General features: G+C 49.4%; 18 protein-coding genes. 5 read left to right on the top strand and 13 right to left on the bottom strand.

The window, feature by feature from the left end:
- Positions 1–48 precede the first annotated feature (48 nt).
- Positions 49–930, bottom strand: a complete 882-nt coding sequence (locus GGC63_RS19125; RefSeq protein WP_079912595.1) for a carbohydrate ABC transporter permease — start codon at positions 928–930, stop codon at positions 49–51.
- A gap of 16 nt (positions 931–946) precedes the next feature.
- Positions 947–1852, bottom strand: a complete 906-nt coding sequence (locus GGC63_RS19120) for an ABC transporter permease (protein ID WP_079912596.1) — start codon at positions 1850–1852, stop codon at positions 947–949.
- Positions 1853–2071: 219 nt separating this feature from the next.
- Between GGC63_RS19120 and GGC63_RS19115 the strand changes: the two genes are divergently transcribed.
- On the top strand, positions 2072–4336 hold the full coding sequence (locus GGC63_RS19115) for a helix-turn-helix domain-containing protein (protein ID WP_192703657.1): 2265 nt from the start codon (positions 2072–2074) through the stop codon (positions 4334–4336).
- A 320-nt stretch (positions 4337–4656) separates the two neighbouring features.
- Here the strand turns inward: GGC63_RS19115 and GGC63_RS19110 are convergent, their stop codons facing one another.
- From GGC63_RS19110 to GGC63_RS19080, 7 genes are all read right to left on the bottom strand, one after another.
- Positions 4657–5448 (bottom strand): energy-coupling factor transporter transmembrane component T family protein, encoded by a 792-nt coding sequence (locus tag GGC63_RS19110; RefSeq protein WP_192703656.1) that lies wholly within the window; start codon positions 5446–5448, stop codon positions 4657–4659.
- The gene (locus GGC63_RS19105; protein WP_192703655.1) at positions 5427–6335 is read right to left on the bottom strand and encodes an energy-coupling factor ABC transporter ATP-binding protein; all 909 of its coding nucleotides are present in this window, start codon (positions 6333–6335) and stop codon (positions 5427–5429) included. Before GGC63_RS19105 ends, GGC63_RS19110 begins: the two co-directional genes overlap by 22 nt.
- Positions 6332–7144: an ATP-binding cassette domain-containing protein gene (locus tag GGC63_RS19100; RefSeq protein WP_192703654.1), complete on the bottom strand. Its 813-nt coding sequence runs from the start codon at positions 7142–7144 to the stop codon at positions 6332–6334. The genes GGC63_RS19105 and GGC63_RS19100 overlap by 4 nt, the downstream gene beginning before the upstream one ends.
- Before the next feature lie 18 nt (positions 7145–7162).
- Positions 7163–7657, bottom strand: a complete 495-nt coding sequence (locus tag GGC63_RS19095; RefSeq protein WP_192703653.1) for a CD3072 family TudS-related putative desulfidase — start codon at positions 7655–7657, stop codon at positions 7163–7165.
- Positions 7644–8237: a CD3073 family putative ECF transporter S component gene (locus GGC63_RS19090; RefSeq protein WP_192703652.1), complete on the bottom strand. Its 594-nt coding sequence runs from the start codon at positions 8235–8237 to the stop codon at positions 7644–7646. The genes GGC63_RS19095 and GGC63_RS19090 overlap by 14 nt, the downstream gene beginning before the upstream one ends.
- Before the next feature lie 603 nt (positions 8238–8840).
- Positions 8841–10364, bottom strand: coding sequence for an alpha-N-arabinofuranosidase (locus GGC63_RS19085; RefSeq protein WP_192703651.1), 1524 nt, complete (start codon positions 10362–10364; stop codon positions 8841–8843).
- Positions 10365–10539: 175 nt separating this feature from the next.
- A complete protein-coding gene (locus GGC63_RS19080; protein WP_192703650.1) occupies positions 10540–11529 on the bottom strand; it encodes a LacI family DNA-binding transcriptional regulator in 990 nt (329 codons plus the stop codon).
- Positions 11530–11802: 273 nt separating this feature from the next.
- Between GGC63_RS19080 and GGC63_RS19075 the strand changes: the two genes are divergently transcribed.
- Genes GGC63_RS19075 through GGC63_RS19060 form a run of 4 tightly spaced genes read left to right on the top strand, consistent with a single transcriptional unit; the run spans position 11803 to position 14285 of the window.
- Entirely contained in the window at positions 11803–12171 is a 369-nt protein-coding gene (locus GGC63_RS19075; protein WP_192703649.1) for a GntR family transcriptional regulator, read from the top strand.
- Positions 12168–13061: an ABC transporter ATP-binding protein gene (locus GGC63_RS19070; protein ID WP_192703648.1), complete on the top strand. Its 894-nt coding sequence runs from the start codon at positions 12168–12170 to the stop codon at positions 13059–13061. The genes GGC63_RS19075 and GGC63_RS19070 overlap by 4 nt, the downstream gene beginning before the upstream one ends.
- Complete coding sequence (locus GGC63_RS19065; RefSeq protein ID WP_192703647.1) at positions 13061–13744, top strand: hypothetical protein; 684 nt, start codon at positions 13061–13063, stop codon at positions 13742–13744. Before GGC63_RS19070 ends, GGC63_RS19065 begins: the two co-directional genes overlap by 1 nt.
- A gap of 49 nt (positions 13745–13793) precedes the next feature.
- Positions 13794–14285: a CcdC protein domain-containing protein gene (locus tag GGC63_RS19060; protein WP_192703646.1), complete on the top strand. Its 492-nt coding sequence runs from the start codon at positions 13794–13796 to the stop codon at positions 14283–14285.
- A 138-nt stretch (positions 14286–14423) separates the two neighbouring features.
- On the opposite strand, the gene deoD is transcribed toward GGC63_RS19060, so the two are convergent.
- The 4 genes from deoD to GGC63_RS19040 all read right to left on the bottom strand — a co-directional run bounded on the left by deoD (position 14424) and on the right by GGC63_RS19040 (position 18195).
- A complete protein-coding gene (deoD, locus tag GGC63_RS19055; protein ID WP_192703645.1) occupies positions 14424–15137 on the bottom strand; it encodes a purine-nucleoside phosphorylase in 714 nt (237 codons plus the stop codon).
- Positions 15138–15355: 218 nt separating this feature from the next.
- Complete coding sequence (locus GGC63_RS19050; protein ID WP_192703644.1) at positions 15356–16480, bottom strand: glycoside hydrolase family 105 protein; 1125 nt, start codon at positions 16478–16480, stop codon at positions 15356–15358.
- Between the two features lie 306 nt (positions 16481–16786).
- A complete protein-coding gene (locus tag GGC63_RS19045; RefSeq protein ID WP_192703643.1) occupies positions 16787–17632 on the bottom strand; it encodes a DUF4367 domain-containing protein in 846 nt (281 codons plus the stop codon).
- Entirely contained in the window at positions 17629–18195 is a 567-nt protein-coding gene (locus GGC63_RS19040; RefSeq protein ID WP_225948325.1) for a sigma-70 family RNA polymerase sigma factor, read from the bottom strand. The genes GGC63_RS19045 and GGC63_RS19040 overlap by 4 nt, the downstream gene beginning before the upstream one ends.

Below are 18195 nucleotides of genomic sequence, written 5' to 3'. Positions count from 1 at the left end.
TCCTCCTCGGATCATTCCATTTTCATTATAGCGTAATCTTGTATCAAGCTAGCCTTTTATGGCCCCGACCATGATGCCCTTGACAAAATATTTTTGCAAAAACGGATACAGCAGCAGCACCGGAAGGTTCGCCACGATAACCGCCGCATACTTGATCGCCTCGGCATCCATAACGCTCTTGGCAAGTGTGGAATCGCTTACGTCCACCATCTCCTGCATCTGTCCCTGCACCAGAATTTCCCGCAGGATGAGCTGCAGCGGATATTTGGCCCGGTCTGTCAAATAGATCAGCGCATTAAAGTACGCGTTCCAGTGCCCTACACTGTAGAACAGCACCATAACGGCAAGGATCGGCGCCGATAGCGGCAGCACGATGCGGACCAGCGTCTGCATATTCGAGCAGCCGTCGATGGAAGCGGATTCCTGAATTTCATTCGGAATACTGTTCTGAAAGAAGGTCCGCATAATCACGATGTTCCACACGGACACGGCGGAAGGAATGACCAAGGCCCAGAAGGTGTTCAGCATCCCGAGCTTCTTAATGAGCAAATAAGTAGGAATCATGCCTCCGCTGAAAAACATCGTAAACAGAATGAGCGCGGTAAATACATTGCGTCCGTAAAAGTCCTTGCGGGACAACGGATACGCAGCCGCTACCGTCATGACCAGATTGATCGCCGTTCCTACCAGCGTATAGGCAATCGTGTTCGTGTAGCCGGATAAAATTTCTTTATTTTGAAAGATGCGCTCGTACCCTACCATCGTCAGCCCTTTGGGCCACAGCCATACTTCTCCCCGGATCACCATCTCCGGACTGCTTATCGAAGCGACCAGTACGAAGACCAGAGGGTACAGAACGGATGCGGTCACTAAGGCCAGAATGATATAAATGAGTATCTCGATCCCTTTATCTGCCCGGCTTTCGAGCATTGCAGTCTCCCCCTTCCTACCATAGACTCGTTTCACTTACTTTGCGCGCGATCCGGTTCACCGACAGCAGCAGCACGAAATTGACGACCGAATTGAACAGGCCGACTGCCGAGGAATAGCTGAACTCAGCCCCGAGAATACCGCTTCGGTAGACGTTCGTGGATATGACATCGGATGCGGACATATTCAGCGAATTTTGCATCAGGAATACTTTTTCAAATCCTACTCCGAGGATCGAGCCCACGTTCAGGATCAGCAGAATCACGACCGTCGGCATAATGCCCGGCAGATTAATATGCCAAATCCGCTGCAGCCGGCTGGCTCCGTCCATTCTTGCGGCTTCATGAAGCTGCGGATCGATTCCGGACAAGGCGGCCAAATAAATAATGGAGCTCCAGCCCATCTGCTGCCACACGCCCGATAACACGTAGACCGTCTTGAACCAGGCCGGATCGGTCAGGAATGCAATCGGTTCCCCTCCGAACCATTGGATCAGCAGGTTGATCATCCCGCTCTCCGGCGCAAGAAACATCATGATCATCCCGACCGCAACGACTGTCGATAAGAAATGCGGCGCGTACGTTACCGTTTGAATAAACCGGCGGTACAGGCTTGAGCGCACTTCATTAATCATAAGCGCCAGAAGAATAGGTACGGGAAAGCCGACCAGGAGCTGGTACAAGCCGATGCCCAGCGTATTTTTCATAATCCGCCAAAAGTAGAAGCTCGAGAAAAAGCGTTCAAAATGCTTGAACCCGACCCACGGACTCCCCCATATTCCTTTGGTTGCAATGAAATCCTTGAAAGCAATCTGAACCCCATACATGGGCACATATTCGAATACGATAAAGAAAATCAGAACCGGCAGGAACAGCAGATACAAGTCCGCATTTCTTCGTATTCGTTTGATCGCTGTATTCATGGTCACCTTCCTTTCTGCGTTACACGCTCTTGGTGTTCTTGTTCCTGCTTCGGATCATACGACGACTTGCGGCGTCCTGCCTATTGTCTTTTCTTTGGTTTTCCGGCTTTACCTTGGTTTCTAAAAAAGTGATAAGAATCTAAAATTTTGTTCCTTCCCTGTTGGAACCGCATCTTGTAAGATAAAGAAACAGCCAAAGTTGTCAAAGGGGTCACTCGAATGAAACGAATCCGCACCAAAAAAACTTCTTTGTTTTTTACCATTCTTATCAGCTTTTTGGTCATCATTCTGTTGTTCTTCACGTTCAACATGGTTGCGTTCGCGTTTTTTAAAAGCAAATATCAGGAGGAGCTTATCCGCTTCAACCGGCTGAGCCTGCAAAATACAGCGGAGCGTTACAACACGCATTTTGCCAGAATCAAGTCCGTGCTCTATAAAATGTATAACGATACGGATGTAACGGGCTTTAACCGGCAGCTGGCGACCAAACCGTCCAAGGACGTCGACTACCTTCAAGGGAAAAAAATTATCGAAGGCTTGCGAACCGAGGTATATACTCCGCAGCTGTTCCTGGATAATATCGTCGTGTATTTCGGCACCGGTTCCATTACATTCGATAAAGAAGGCAGCAGCAATGCGGAGGATCAGTTCAACCAGCTGTATACGAGCGGGATTTATCCATTATCGTTCTGGGAATCCCAGCTAACCCGGCAGTCCAATTTCACCCTGCTGCCCGCTTCCGGGTTTCAGACCGCCTGGAACATTCCGGACAAGAAAGAACTGCTGCCCATCAGCTTCAAGCTTCCGGACAGCAGCTATATGGTTACGGCCTATTTGGATATCAGCAAATCGCAGCAGGCGTTCTTTGACGATAACGATCATTCGCGTCAATTCATGATACTGGATAAGGACAAGGCCATGATATACCGTTCATCGGGAGAGCAATCGGACGAAGAGCTTCCTTCCTTTGCCTCCGGCCTGGATTATGAGCTGAAGAACGGCATCTATTATTTCAAGGAAAAGGACAGCGAAGGGCTCACCTATATTACGGCTGTGCCTAATGCCGCTATCGCCGCTCAGCTGAACCGGCTGATGGTTACTCTGCTGGTTATTTTCATCATGTCCATCGCGATAGCGCTTGCCGCATCTTTCTTCTACAGCAAGCGGATCAACCGCCCGGTCAAGCAGTTGATCTCCTCCATCGTGAACGGGCAAAGCGCGGATATGACCAGCTCCATCAGCGAATTCGCCTTTATCCATAAAAAAATACTCGATCTTGCAGAGGAGAAAAATATCGTTCAAACCGAGCTGTCCAGCAAGCAGTCGATACTCAAAAGCTATAATTACATTAATAAATTGAAAAGCATTAACACGGATATCAATGAGTGGAAGGATTTCATAGCCGCAGAGGAAAGCTTTACGATCGTGCTCTTCCTGCTAAGATTCCGCAGCGGTCCTTTTGACGAATTGGTGCTGAAGCAGGACCGGGCGGCTTACTATTTCCGGGAGCATATCTCGCTGATGTTCTCGGAGAAAATACCCGGATGCCACACCTTTCAGATGGAGAAGAATCAAATCTTGACGGTTATCAGCGGCCGTTATGAGCAGGAATGGATTGAAGAGGTGCTGCAGGAGCTTAAGATCGTATTCGATCGGGACAGCGACTACAGTCTGTTCACTATAGCCGTCAGCTCCTGGTTCGAGCATTCCTCCCAATTCAATCACGCCTACCGCCAGGTGCTGGAGATCGTTCGTCAGGCAAGACTGGTGGAAGAAACCCAAATCATGTTCGGCAGCCGTCCGCTCCCCGCTACCTTTACTTTAAGCCCGGCGCAGGATCAGGAATTGAACGCCTCTCTTCAGGCCGGGGATGATACGGGGGCTATTTTACTCATTGAGCGGTTTCTTGACGAAATGGCCAGCAAGGAAGCCAGCGTTACGCAGTTTACTCTATTTGCGGAATCGATCGAAGCCAAGGTTTGGAAATTTATGGATATTTATAAAATCGAGCAGGGCGATTCGTGGGCGCTTAAGCCGCTGATGCAGAAATTGAAGGACTGCTGCACGCTTATCGAATACAAGCAAGCCTACCGTGACCTGCTCCAGCTGGCAGCAGCCTTGATTACGGAGAAAAAAGGGGAAAGCGACCCGATCATTACCTTCGTTATGGACCATCTTCATACGAAGTACGGCGAAGAGCTATCCTTGGATTATTTGGCGGATAAGCTGAACATGTCCAGCGCCTACCTCTCCGTGTATATCAAGGAGAAGACCGGCACAAATTTCAGCGATCATCTGAATGATATCCGCATCCGCAAAGCCCAGGAGCTGCTGTCCGGCACCGATACCAGCATTAATGACGTTGGCCAGCAGATCGGCTACCGCAACAGCACGTCCTTCAACCGGATGTTCAAGAAGTGGACCGGAATGACGCCAAGCGAATACCGCAGAACCTCTATGGTGACGCAGGAATCGTTACATTGAATAGGACATCAACAAGTCACTTGGCCCCTCCTTCGGAGAGGGGGCCTCTTGGGCAATTGTTAGTCGCGTCCCGAATTTCCGATTCATCATCCACAACCAGCACATGATAGGTTTGCATTGTTATCATCAGCTTCATCCACCTTGCTATGTAAAGGGTATCGGGTCTACTCCAAGTCGTCCCGTCATCTTTATAGTAAAAGATAATTTTAACAAATGTACGATGAAAAGTCTGACAAATTTCTTAAGAATCCGGTATGGTGTAAATACAAAAAAAAGCTGCTCCTGAAGCAGCTATACACCCGCTTAAGAAGCAGCCCTACTTACAGCCAAACCATCAAAACAAGAAGCAATACCGACGATGCGAGTACCGCGTAGTCCTGGAATGTGAATCGATAGAGGCGGATCGGAGTCCGCCCCTCATCCCCCGTGTAGCAGCGGGATTCCATGGCTGTCGCCAAATCTTTGGCTCTTACGATCGCTAGAACGAACAATGGCACAAGCATCGGCAGGACTCCACGAAACCGGGCCAGCACCCCTTTGCGGTGAAATCCGCCTCCTCGCGCGGTCTGAGCCTTACGAATCTTATCGAATTCCTCTAGCAGAAGCGGCAGAAACCGCAGCGCTATAGAGAACATCATGACGGCTTCGTGAATCGGCACTTTCCACTTTTTCAGCCCGCTTAACAAGAGCTCTAGCCCCTCCGCCAATATGATGGGTGAGGTTGTTCTGACGACGAGCGACAAGACTATTACGATGCCGAGGATCTGTTCGCACATCAAAATCCCTTTGATGGCCCCTTCAAATGAAAACTGCAAAGGGCCCCACTGAATCATCCTCTCCCCTGGCACCGAAAGAAGCATGGCTTGGTACACCATCGTCGAAGCAAAAAACAACAGCAGGGAAAGCGTCGTTACGGCCAGCACCCGCCAAGATAATTTGGCAATCCCCCATAAAGCAATCAGCAGGATGATCATAAAGCTCTTCATACCCAAGTTGTGGGATGCAAGAAGACCTATTGCGAACAGAATTGCGGCCACGATCTTCATTCGCGGATCCCATTGTTCGAGCCAAGAGTTCTTCTTTTGATAAATCAAATAGCTTGCTGCGGCCATGATATCCCCTCGCTATCCGATTTCATTTTGCGCTGAAGCAGATCCAGGAGCACCGGTGCAACTTCACTGACATCCCAAGGACGCGGAAGCTTAATTCCGTGAGTGTCCAGCACTAGCTGGGCCAGCGCCAGTGCAGCTGGCTGCTCCCAGCCCATCGCATCCAGTACGGCCCTGTCGGATAACAGCACATCAGGCGTTCCTTCGGCTATGAAGCTGCCATCCTTCAATATCAGCATGCGGGAGGCGTGTTCCAGCATCTCTTCCAGCTGATGGCTGACCCAAAGAATCGTCGTGCCCCGCTCCTCATTCAGCTGATGGAGCATAGCGAAGAGCGCGGTTCTCGATGGATAATCAAGGCCGGCGGTCGGTTCATCTAGTATGATGATCTCCGGCTCCAGTACGATCACGCCCGCAATGGCGACACGCCGTTTCTCTCCTCCGCTCAGCTCGAACGGACTGCGCTCCGCATAGGTAGCGTAATCGAGCCCTACCGCGTTCATGGCCTGCTTGACCTTCTCGTGTTTTTGCTCCGGCGTAAGACCGCTGTGACGCAGACCGAACGCCACATCCTCCGCTACTGTGACGGAGAACAGCTGATGCTCGGGATATTGAAAAATAAAGCCGACCCGGTCAAAAAGCTCCGGCCGCTTGGCCGCATACGGATCGATTCCATCTATCAGCACGCTACCAAAGCTGGGCTTTAAAAAGCCTTTCAGCAGCTGCATAAAAGTAGATTTACCTGAACCTGATTTTCCTGCAACCGCCAGCATTTCCCCGCTCCGAACCGTTACGTTGACATGATCCAGCACAAGAGGAAGCTCCGTAACCTTCGTGTTTCTGCGTCGCTTCTTATAGGAGAAAGAAACTTCTGCCAGCTCTATATTCACAGCCATCTCCTCCATTCTTCCAGGTCGGGAGAAGCCGATATAGGGATGCCCGCTTTGCGTAAAGACAATGCAAGGCTCCGCTCGAACGGAAGCTCCAGACCGCAAGCCTCCAGCAGTTCTCCCTCCAGCAGCAGCTGTTCCGGTTTGCCGGTCGCACGGATACGTCCCTTTTCGAACAATACCAGCCTGTCGGCATTCACTACTTCTTCCAAATGATGCGTAATATAAATGACCGCAAACGGCTGTGCCCGGCGAGCCGCATGCAGGATGTCGACGAACTGTCTTCTGGCGATAGGATCGAGCATAGAGGTCGATTCATCCAGGATCAAATACCGGGGAGAGAGCGCCAGTACGGAGGCTAGTGCCAGCTTCTGCTTCTCGCCGCCCGACAAGTGTGCTACAAGCCGATCCTCATCCACCGGCAAATTCACCAGCTGAAGCGCCCATTCCATTCGCGCCCGGATATCGTGCTGCGGCCAGCCGATATTGGACAGACCGAAAGCGATATCCTCCCCGACCGTTACGCCGACCTGTTGATTTTCCGGATTTTGGAATACGATCTGCACGACACGGCGAATGGCGGAAATCCCTACTGGATCGGCTGTACTTATGCCTTCAACCGTGATGTCTCCCTTCGTCGGCAATTCGATCCCGTTCAACAGCCTTGACAAGGAAGATTTGCCGGAGCCGTTCGGGCCCAGTAAAGCTATAAATTCATTCGGAGCGATATCGAGATCGATGTCTCGCAGAGCCCATTCATCCGACTCCGCCCCGAAGTAAGAAAAAGATACGTCTCGAATCGATATCATCGGTGTTCCCGCTCCCTTCTACCCGTTCGATCCGGCTCTGGTTGAACCAAATACGCTTCTCGCATCATTCGGATCAAAGGTGCCGTCTTCTGTGTTCGGAATTTGCCAGAAGAAATCGATATGAACACCTTCTTCCGACGCTAGGGCAAGCAGGTCCTGCATAAATACACCTTTACCCGGATCGCATGAGGGACTGCCTGATATCCCGAGTCCCCCTACAATCTCATATCCGTGATCCTGATATACCTTCAGCTGCTCAATGACCGGTGCCAGAATGCGCCGATTATGCGCATGGAACTCGGGTGTATCATACTCCTCTACCGTCATAGGCGGACGTTCCGGCCCAAGGAAGGTAAACTCAGGGCACGGCAGCTGTACGATCCCGTATCCTTGCTCATCGGACCACTCTACAGCCGCCCGCATGATTCCCGGACTCCTTGCTTCATGAGATACGACGGCATTTTGATTCAATACGCAATGGGAAGCTACGATGATTTTTTTACTTCGCTTCATGGGACACACCTCGCTTCGGCAAAGTACGTCCGGAACGGCCTAGCAGCGATTGCGGAATTCCTTTGATAATGTAATAAACGAGAATAGCGGACAATATTTTATCGACCAGGTTATCGAACAGTCTCGGCAGGAAGGCAGCCGTGAATACGCTCGATCCTGCTTGCTTCAGCCACAAGACGGCAATATCCTGTGCCCCGCCGGTCAATCCCCCGAACACGCCGATCGCAATGACTGACCCTACCGCCGGGCATACAATACCCAGAATAATACCTGCAATCACCGATGAAGAGAGGGTATATCCCCGCTTCACGGAAATCCAGCCGACAACAAGACCGGCAATCGCGTTCACGACGGCAAATGGAATCGAAGTATACGATTTCGTTACACCGAGCACCAGATTTGTAAGAATGCCTACCAGCATCCCCCATAACGGCCCAAACAAAGCTGACATAAAGATCGTTCCTACTGTATCCAGAAACAAAAACGGAATTTTCAAACTGCCGACAACGGTGCCAGCGATCACGTTGATAGCGACCGCAAGAGCCCCTAATGTAATGATGACTGTTTTTTGGTTTCTCATGCCAAATTACCTCCGAGGATTCAAGAATAAAAACAATGCTTTCTTAACAGAAAGATCGTGCTTTATAAGCGAATCCGAATTCCCCCTTTGTACATAAACGAGGCAACATATTGGCGCCTTACGAATGTTCCCTACCGACGAATATAAATCCTAGTAAAGTTATAGTATAACTTGTAAATAATTTAATGAGTTTTTGCCTATTAGTCAATAGTCATTCCCCGAAATCGGAGATTTTGTCAAGAAGAAAAAAAGAACACCCTCTCTCCACTAAGGAGAGCGATGTCCTTTTTGCAATGTTTCTTCTGTAGTCACGGAAGGAAGTCAATTTTGTTTGTGGCATGCTTCCATCTTCACGGCCTGCTTTCGTATCTGTTCTTTCGTGAATCCCTGCTGCGCGCGGGCAGCCAGACGGTCACAAAATGATTGCAATATTTCTGGAACATAGGATCTCGAACGGACCTACTAAATTATTCGTCGGTAGAATCCAAGCCATGCTCATGCCACTTAAGTTCTTCCCGGTAATAAGCCTGGTTTTCCCTTGCCCATTCACATATCGCGTTCACAGGAATAAGTTTTAATGATGACCTTAGGATTGATTATGAGTTAGGTAGTAACGGTATGTTTCGCCAACCGAATCACATTCCAGGAAAATTTTGATAACGAAGCCTCGATTCTTCCATCCTTCACCTGCGCGTTGCCGCGGTTATGAGGAGCTACACGGTTGGATTGATTCACCGTATTTCTTGCTTTCACATCATCGTCTTCCAGCACGATGTGCTCGACCACTTGATAATCGTTGAAGCTGCGGACATCGCATTCCAGTAACAAGGATTCGGTCAAGTGACGGTTCACGGCGAAGATCACCAGCTCATCCTTCTCTTCGTTATATACCGCCGTCGACTCCAGGTACGGAACGTCTGTGAAATCCTTGCTATCGTATTTAGGAGACGAAACGATAGGATTTAGCGCGACGCCTCTACCGTAAACGGAAGTATGCATGTACGGATAGAAAATCGTTTGCTTCCACGCTTCGCCGCCTTTTTGGGTCATGATGGGGGCAATAACATTAACCAGTTGCGCCATGCAGGCGATTTTGACGCGGTCCGAGTGCTTAAGCAGCGTGATCAGCATGCAGCCGACAAGGATGGCATCCTCGAACGTGTAGACATCCTCCAGCTGAGGAGGGGCGATTTGCCATGGGTCCAGCTTGCGGTCGGCATCATGGGAATGATACCATACGTTCCATTCGTCAAAGGACAGGTTGATCGTTTTCTTGCTCCGTTTCTTTGCCTTTACGTAATCACAAATCGCGGTGACCGAACGGATGAAAGCGTCCATATCGAGGGAACGGGCAACAAAATTAGCCGTGTCGTTATCCTTATTGCCATAGTAAGTATGCAGCGAGATATACTCCACATGATCGTACGTATGATCCAATACCGTGGCTTCCCAATCGGCAAAGGTCTTCATCCCCCTGTTGGAGCTGCCGCAGGCAACAAGCTCGATAGTCGGGTCGACCCATTTCATGACCTTGGCCGCTTCGCAGGCGAGACGCCCGTATTCCTCGGCGGTTTTATGCCCGATTTGCCAAGGACCGTCCATTTCATTGCCCAGACACCAGGTTTTGAATTTATGAGGCTCCTTGTACCCGTGCGAAATCCGCAGATCGCTCCAGTAAGAACCGGAAGGATGGTTGCAGTATTCAACCAGATTTCTTGCGGCATCGATTCCGCGTGTTCCAAGGTTAACCGCCATATTCACTTCCGTATTGGCTTTCTTCGCCCAATCGGCAAACTCGTTCGTGCCGATTTCATTCGTTTCAATCGTTCTCCAAGCGAGCTCCAGGCGGCGGGGGCGGTTCTCCTTCGGTCCTACTCCATCCTCCCAATTGTAGCCGGATACGAAGTTCCCGCCGGGATAGCGTACCAACGGAACATTCAGCTCCTTCACCAATTCGATGACGTCCTTGCGAAAGCCCTGCTCATCGGAAAGCGGATGCTCCGGCTCATAAATGCCCTCATAAACCGCACGGCCCAAGTGCTCAACGAACGATCCATAAATTCTTTTGTCGATAGATGAGATGATGAAGTCCTTGTCCAAAATCATAGTCGCTTTGCTGCTGCTCATATCCTTGCTTCCTCCTTTTATATCCTATGTATATTTGACCGTGTGCGCACACGAAATGATGAAAAAGAAATTCCTGCTCGGGACATCCAGAATCGTGTTGTATTTGCTGCACATCCCTCTAAGCAAGCCTCTATAATCTCCGTGTGCGTGCACGTTAAAGCCAAAAAGAACCGGATCAGGTCGAATCCCCGGTAATGACTTGATACGGGAGCCGCGGTACAGGCGTGCGGGTTCCCTGCTCGATTTGCTCGATCACGCATTGTACGGCTCTGGAACCGAATTCTTCTACGGCGTATTCTACTGTAGTTAAAGCAGGCGAGACATATTTCAAAACATCAATATTATCGAAGCCCATAAGTCCGACATCGTCAGGGATGCGAATACCTCTGCCCTTCAAATGATTCATGACCTCCAAAGCGTAGATGTCACACGAGCAAATGATCGCCGTCTTCGTCCCGCTTCCAAAGTCCATCCGGCTGATAGCCCCTATATAATCCTTGTCCGTGATAACGGTCGGCTGCGCCTCGATCCCGCTTTCCTTGAGCCCTTCGAGGCAGCCCGCGAGCCGCTCTTCCTGCGTATAGATGTTTGTTTTTCCCCGGTACGCCAGCGGCGGGCATACATAGATGAACCGCTCGTATTGCTTTCGGCAAATATATCGTACGGCTTCCTTCATCGCCTGCCGGTCATCAATTCCGATGTAGCTCCAGTCGTCGGATACATAATTGCAGATCGTAACGACAGGGATGCTCAGGCTTTTTAAATAATCGTTGAAAGCTTCTCCCTGATTAATAGCAAAAATGATAATGCCGTCCACCTTGCGGAGAAGCAAGTGCTCGATGCATTTCTTCTCGTTCTCCGGATCCTTGTTCGTTAATACCAGATCGACAAAGTAGCCTTGCTGCCGTGAAGCCGCTTCTATCGAATTCATCAGCTGGGAGAAGGAACGGTTATACAAATCGAACAGCACCACGCCGATCGTCATCGTTCTTCCTTTGGCCAAGCTTCTCGCCATATGATCGGGCTGATAATTCATTTGTTCGGCGACCTGAAGGATGCGTGCTTTGGTTTTCTCGCTGATTCCCGGCCGATGATTCAAGGCACGATCTACCGTACCGGGAGATACTCCGCATAGAGCTGCAATGTCCTTAATCGTAACTCCCATAAAGCCTCCTAGCTCAGTTGCGCAGAATGAATCTATAATAGCACCGTGTGCGCACACGAAAACGATACTAAAAATAATATAGGCTCATTTTTCCAACCTGTCAATCAATATTTAAAGCTATGAATCATGAAAGTCAAAGCGAGCTCGGCTTCGTTCCTCCCCTGCTTCACCGTCAAAATAGTTAAAAGCTTATTGACAAATATGCTCATCACTTGTATGGTTAGTTACATGAGTAATTAACCAGTTTGGTAATGGAGAGTTGGTGAGTACATTATGGGGATGATAGACGACAGCCGTCCGATCTTCGTGCAAATTGCCGAAAAAATCGAGGACGACATCGTTGAAGGGCGGCTGCCCGAAGAATCGCAGGTTCCTTCAACGAATCAGTTCGCCTCCTTTTACCAGATCAATCCGGCTACGGCCGCTAAAGGTGTCAATTTGTTGGTGGATCAAGGAATTTTGTATAAAAAGCGAGGGATCGGCATGTTTGTATCGACAGGAGCCCGCAAAGAATTGCTGGAAAAAAGAAAGCATCAATTTTATAAGCAGTTTGTCGTGACGATGATCCGGGAAGCGGAGAAGCTTGGGATCACAAAGGAACAGTTGTCGGAGATGATCCAGAAAGGGGATGCCCATTCATGAGCCATGCTGTTGAGGTTCAAGGACTTAGCAAATCTTATGGCGGCGTCAAAGCGGTCGATGATATCCGTTTTGTCATCGAATCCGGCAAAATATACGGGCTGCTCGGCAGGAACGGCGCCGGAAAGACGACGATCATGCATATGATCACCGCACAGCTGTTCCCTACAACCGGGGATGTGAAAGTATTCGGAGAGGCCCCTTATGAAAATAACCGTGTTCTAAGTCAAATTTGCTTCATCAAGGAAAGCCAGAAGTATCCGGAACACTACAGAATTGAAGACATCCTAAAGCTTGCTCCAGATCTATTTCCGAATTGGGATGAGGAGTTTGCCTATTCGCTGATCGAGGAATTTCAGCTTCCCCTGAAGCGAAGAATCAAGAAGCTGTCGAGAGGAATGCTCTCCTCGGTAGGTGTTGTCATCGGCCTCGCCAGCCGGGCACCGCTGACTATATTTGATGAGCCGTATTTGGGGCTTGATGCCGTTGCCAGGAGCTTGTTCTATGATCGATTGATTGAGGATTACACGGCTTTCCCTCGAACGATTATCTTATCTACCCATCTGATCGATGAAGTCAGCCGCATGCTGGAGCATGTCATCGTCATTGATAAAGGGAAGCTGATTCTGGACGAAGATGCGGAAGCGCTGCGCGGGCAAGCGGTTGCCGTGGCAGGCCTGGCTTCTGTAGTCGATAGTTTCATTGCCGGTAAACAAACGATCTCACGCGAGCCGTTCGGCGCGTTAGTAACAGCTACCATCATGGGGAGTTTGAGTGAAGAGGAGCGTAATCGTGCGGCGGCTCTAGGATTGGAGCTTGCTCCGGTATCCCTGCAGCAGCTGATCGTTCATCTCACCAACGGCAAATTCGATAATAAGGCGGTGGAAGCCTGATGAATCGTGTTTCAGCCATAACCAAAATGCATTTAAGAGACAAATGGGTATCAATCCTTCTCCCTTGGGCCATTCTGCTTTCAAGCTTTCTTATTAACGTGTTTATTAGCTATTTGATCAATAACCGAGAGTCGTATTATACCGGCGGTCTTATATCGATATTCATAAGCATTACCATTATCGGAGCGGTCACCATAGCTCATACCTTTCCGTTTGCACTAGGCATGAGCGTACGGAGAACCGATTACTTTCTAGGTACTTCCTTAGCCGCGTTAATTGTCAATATAGCATCGGCTCTGCTGCTGAGCTTATTATCCTTTGTGGAACAAGCGACAGATGGCTGGGGGGTCAGAATGCATTTTTTCAACCTTCCTTTCATGGAGACCGTCAGCATCCTGGGGCATTTTGTGATTTACTTCGTTCTCCTGCTGCATCAGCATTTTCTTGGGTTTGCCATATCCAGTGTTCATCGCCGTTTTGGCCCGACAGGATTATTTACTTTCTTCGCGGCTGTATTAATCCTTCTTAGCGCCCTTGCGCTCTTATTAACTCACTACAAGCTATGGGTAGCAATCACTCTCTGGGTCGCCGGTCATTTTGCCTTGTTCCTATGCTGCCTGGCAATTGTGGCAATCCTCTACGGATTGGCTTCCTATGCACTGCTGCGCAGGGCGACCGTTTGAATAATACCTGCACCAACTTTGCACAATAACCTTACATTGGGGGTAGATTATGACGACTCAAACGCTAATCCAATTCATCATCATCGCTGTAGTCATCGTACTTGTCGTTTGGCTCAGATCCCGGCGCCAAGATAAGCCCATACGGAGTAAAGGCTATCGCATGCTGCTTCCTCCGGTCCTGCTTCTCGTCGTTTTCGGCTTTTCAATCCGTTCCTTAACCCAAATCCCCGATCACCCGTTTCAGCTTCCTGCGATTTGGGAGATGGTGACAGCCGGCGTTCTCGGCATCGCTCTAGGCAGTATTATGCTCTATCACACCGGGTATGAGAGGCGCGAGGACGGTTTGATCTATGCCAAGCGCAACAAAAACTTCAAGTACGTGATCATCGCGGTCATCTTGATCAGGGTGGGCTTATCCCAATATTTTAAAGGTCTGGATTATACGGAATTCACCGTATTGACTATGCTTATGGCCTATATGTACATCTGTGTTTGGCGTGTAGGCAGCTTTATGAAATTCCGTCAGGTAAGCAGCAGCTAATGTATGAACAGCAATAGGAAGGTATAACAAAAGCACCTCCAGAAGATGACGCAGAGCTGTCAGATGGCTCCAGCAAAAATCATCCTATGGAAGGTGCTTGGTTATTTTTATTACCAGGATCTTATCCCTATCCCGGCATTAATCCTCGCTAATCGCGGCTTCCAGCGCAACAACGATCATATCGTTGAATGTCGTCTGGCGTTCCTCCGCCGTCGTGTCTGCCTCGCCGCTGAACAAGTGGTCGCTGACCGTAAGAATCGATAAAGCCTGTACCCCATATTTAGCCGCGATCGTGTACAATGCGGTTGTTTCCATTTCCACGGCGAGAACGCCGTATTCAGCCATTCTTTTGACCGGTTCCATGCTGTCACGGTAAAAAGCGTCCGCTGTTAATACGCTGCCCACCTTGATAGAAAGACCCTTTTCCAATCCGGCTAAATAAGCTTGTCTCAGCAAATCAAAATCCGCATGAGGCGCAAAATCGCATCCCGGGAAAATATGCTTATTCATGTTCGAATCCGTGCTCGCCGCCATGGCGATGATCACATCACGAATTTTTACATCCTGCTGGATTCCCCCGCAAGTACCGACGCGAATCAATTTCTTCGCCCCATATTCCCGAATGAGTTCATTGACATAGATCGAGATCGACGGCATTCCCATGCCGGTTCCTTGAACGGAAATCCGTTTTCCTTTATAGGTCCCTGTAAACCCGAGCATGCCTCGGACCTCATTGTAGCAGTTGACATCTTCCAAGTACGTTTCCGCAATATGCTTGGCCCGGAGCGGATCTCCCGGCAGCAGTAATGCTTCCGCAATTTCGCCTGCTTTGGCGTTAATATGGATACTCATTCAAAATACCGTTGCATATCGACATGCAGCGGTATTCACCTCCCTTGTCCTACTTTGTTGTAATCTACGGTTACTAATGTACCATGAAAATGAAAATTGTACTAACGAAGGTTAGCTATACCCGGATGTATCCTGCTTCGTGCCAAGTAAATGGAAAAAGAGCCGCCTCCCGGCTTCTCGCCGAGGGACAGCTCTATCTACCTATTCGAATAGCCTTGTTATCTCTGCTCTTCGTCCGCTGCTTCAATTTCCAGGCAAGCCATGATGAACGGAGCGGAGCCTTTCGGATCGTCTCTGCGTGTTGGCTCACTGATATAATAAGCGTAGGAACCGTCGCGGTAAGGCTTGTTGCCAAGGCCTGCCACGCTGCAAATGTGATCCAGGTACAAATGACCGTTCTCGTCTTTGCCTACGCAGCGCTCAACAAGACCTGCATGTCCGCGGCGCGCCGCGTTCAATGCGTCTTTGCCCAAATAGCCCTTGCGCGCGCCTTTAGCCAATGCGCAGACGAACATCGAGGAGGCGGAGGCTTCCAGATAGTTGCCTTTGCGGTCTCCATGGTCCATAACTTGGTACCACAGACCGGATTCCTGATCCTGATAGCGCATGATGGCTCCGGCCAAACGGTGGAAAATACCTACGATGAGTCCGCGCTTCGGATGATCCAGCGGCAGGTAATCCAGCACGTCTACGATCGCCATCACGTACCAGCCGATAGCACGTCCCCAAAAATGAGGGGAACAGCCGGTTTCTTTGTTAGCCCAACGCTCTTCTTTGGATTCATCCCAGCCATGGTACAACAGACCGGTTGCCGGGTCGCGGGACACTTTTTCCATCAGCAAAATTTCATTGGCTACGTCGTCATACCACTCGTGCTCGCCGGACAGCTTCGCGTAAGCTGCCAGCAGCGGCGAGGTCATATAGACACCGTCCAGCCACATCTGGAACGGATAAATTTTCTTGTGCCACAGTCCGCCTTCGCTGGTGCGAGGGTGGCTCTTCAGTTGAGTTACAAGCAGCTCAATAGCTTTTTTATATTTTTCCTCGCCCGTCTTTTCATATAACAAGAATAAGGATTTGCCCTGATTGATCTGATCTACGTTATATTCGTTCAATTCGTAGGTGTCAATCGTGCCGTCCTCGCGAATAAACAGATCCATGTTCTCTTTGATGTACCGATAATACTTATCGTCTCCTGTTTTCCTCCACAGACGCTCCATTGCTGTCAGCGCGCATCCGTTTTCATAATTCCAGCTTCTTCTTTTTTGAAACGGCATATCGGAAACGATAGGATATTTTGTCATAAAGGAATCCGCCATAGCTACAGACCAAATCGTGCTCATTATCAAGTTCCTCCTCTTATAAATAAAAAGTTGGGTAGATTCGTTCCTTCTTCTTCCCATGGAAAACGGGGCCCTGCATTAGGCGCTCGCTCCTGCTTCTTGCAGCCGATTTGCCGAAATCCGAACGGCCTGCTGCATAGTGCTTCGATACTACATTAGCATATCTGCGGACAAGAAGCCTTACGTTTTTTGCTGTTTTGGAGGCAGAAATAATAGTATATTGTTCCTCGCAGCGCTGGATACGCCAGTAAGTGCCAAAAAAGCAAAAACGAGCAGGCAACTGGTCGTCACCCGCTCATGATCTCATTACCGTATGGACTCCGCGATCTTGATGACCTCATCTTTCTCGAGTCCTTTGGCTGTTAGACTGTACAATACGCCGTTCACTTCCCAATCAATAGAATGCTCGCCCGTCATGACGGCATCGACTCCATGGATCTGGATAGCCTCAATCTTATTCGTTGTGGATATTCCAAAGGCGGTTTCTTCATCGGCATGGCGCTGCTGCATGAAGATTTGCTTGCCTGTCGCCGGCTGCTTGTAATAGATATTGATGTACTTGGAGCCGCTCACGGCGCCCTGCTCATCCTTATAAAATTCAGCGCGGTCAAAAACATATCCCTCAGGCTGATAGCTTGGGAGCAGTACCTGGAAGGATGTGTACTGATTCAGCTGCTCCGGATCGCGAACAACCAGAGTATTCAATTCCGAAGCTGCCTGATCTTGCGTACTTGCCATTACCTGCTTCTTCATCTCATCGATGGGTATATGCGTTACAGAAGGCTCCGTCTGCGATACCGAAATATGGCCGAGCGAAATCGTGTTAATAATTCGGCTCACAATATCAGATGCAAATGAAGGCTGGACTATGGATAAGCTAATGATTCCAACAGCAGCCACGGATGCGGCAGAAGCCGCCAGCCGAGTCCATTTTTTCCTCGAGCCTCGGGTCTTCTTCCCGTTTTCTTTGTTCCGCATAATCCGATGGTACATCGTTTCCGGGTCGCTGCGCTGGCTATAATCGCGGTTTGCGAGCACACGGCCCAGTTCAAATAACGGCTTGTATTCACTAGCCGCAGCCGTCTCCTTCCCTGTCTCCAAATAGGAATCCATCTCATCTGCAAAGCTTCCGTGCCGCTTGGCTTGACTCATTCCAATTCCACGCTCCCCAGTGTCTTTCTTAATTTTTTCATGCTGCGGTACAGTATCACGCCCACATTGTCAACGGTGATATGAAGCAGCTCGGCAATTTCCGTATTCTTCAGCTGTGCGCCGAACTTCAGTGCGATCAGATTCCTTTCTCTAGCGCTTAAGGCTTCCAAGGCCTGCTGCAGACTGTCGTTCACTTCCCCTTCAATCGCCAGTCTTTCCGGTCCTTTTCTCCCGGATACCAGCTCCTTGAAACCGTCCAGCGAGAAAAGCCTTCGTCTTTTTTGACTGCGAAAATAATCGTTCACTACATTCCTTGCAATGGCGAACAGCCATACCTCAAAGGGAGCTTTTCCATGAGAAAATGTATCTATTTTCTTCATCGTTTTCTCAAAGATCTGGCTGGTTAAATCCTCGGCCGTATAGTGGCAATTCACACGATAGCTGGCGTAGTTATAAATTCTTTTGTAATACGATTCGAATATCCATGTAAAATAAGCTTCAACGTCTATAGGATCCATCGTTTCTTTATTTATTAAATGAGGGGATATCGCGCGCTCCTGCAA

Source organism: Paenibacillus sp. OAS669 (assembly GCF_014873645.1).
In the GTDB taxonomy this organism is placed as follows: Bacteria; Bacillota; Bacilli; order Paenibacillales; family NBRC-103111; genus Paenibacillus_S; species Paenibacillus_S vulneris.
Note: the sequence above shows the minus strand (reverse complement) of the source record. Positions and strands in the feature narration are given on the sequence as shown.

What these genes read in the sequence shown, in the direction of transcription:
- GGC63_RS19095 (WP_192703653.1), bottom strand. Translation starts at nt 7,657, where the DNA reads ATGAAGCGAAGTAAAAAAATCATCGTAGCTTCCCATTGCGTATTGAAT.
- GGC63_RS19060 (WP_192703646.1), top strand. Translation starts at nt 13,794, where the DNA reads ATGACGACTCAAACGCTAATCCAATTCATCATCATCGCTGTAGTCATC.
- GGC63_RS19070 (WP_192703648.1), top strand. Translation starts at nt 12,168, where the DNA reads ATGAGCCATGCTGTTGAGGTTCAAGGACTTAGCAAATCTTATGGCGGC.
- GGC63_RS19100 (WP_192703654.1), bottom strand. Translation starts at nt 7,144, where the DNA reads ATGATATCGATTCGAGACGTATCTTTTTCTTACTTCGGGGCGGAGTCG.
- GGC63_RS19085 (WP_192703651.1), bottom strand. Translation starts at nt 10,364, where the DNA reads ATGAGCAGCAGCAAAGCGACTATGATTTTGGACAAGGACTTCATCATC.
- GGC63_RS19050 (WP_192703644.1), bottom strand. Translation starts at nt 16,480, where the DNA reads ATGAGCACGATTTGGTCTGTAGCTATGGCGGATTCCTTTATGACAAAA.
- GGC63_RS19125 (WP_079912595.1), bottom strand. Translation starts at nt 930, where the DNA reads ATGCTCGAAAGCCGGGCAGATAAAGGGATCGAGATACTCATTTATATC.
- GGC63_RS19080 (WP_192703650.1), bottom strand. Translation starts at nt 11,529, where the DNA reads ATGGGAGTTACGATTAAGGACATTGCAGCTCTATGCGGAGTATCTCCC.
- GGC63_RS19115 (WP_192703657.1), top strand. Translation starts at nt 2,072, where the DNA reads ATGAAACGAATCCGCACCAAAAAAACTTCTTTGTTTTTTACCATTCTT.
- GGC63_RS19110 (WP_192703656.1), bottom strand. Translation starts at nt 5,448, where the DNA reads ATGGCCGCAGCAAGCTATTTGATTTATCAAAAGAAGAACTCTTGGCTC.
- GGC63_RS19045 (WP_192703643.1), bottom strand. Translation starts at nt 17,632, where the DNA reads ATGAGTCAAGCCAAGCGGCACGGAAGCTTTGCAGATGAGATGGATTCC.
- deoD (WP_192703645.1), bottom strand. Translation starts at nt 15,137, where the DNA reads ATGAGTATCCATATTAACGCCAAAGCAGGCGAAATTGCGGAAGCATTA.
- GGC63_RS19075 (WP_192703649.1), top strand. Translation starts at nt 11,803, where the DNA reads ATGGGGATGATAGACGACAGCCGTCCGATCTTCGTGCAAATTGCCGAA.
- GGC63_RS19065 (WP_192703647.1), top strand. Translation starts at nt 13,061, where the DNA reads ATGAATCGTGTTTCAGCCATAACCAAAATGCATTTAAGAGACAAATGG.
- GGC63_RS19090 (WP_192703652.1), bottom strand. Translation starts at nt 8,237, where the DNA reads ATGAGAAACCAAAAAACAGTCATCATTACATTAGGGGCTCTTGCGGTC.
- GGC63_RS19120 (WP_079912596.1), bottom strand. Translation starts at nt 1,852, where the DNA reads ATGAATACAGCGATCAAACGAATACGAAGAAATGCGGACTTGTATCTG.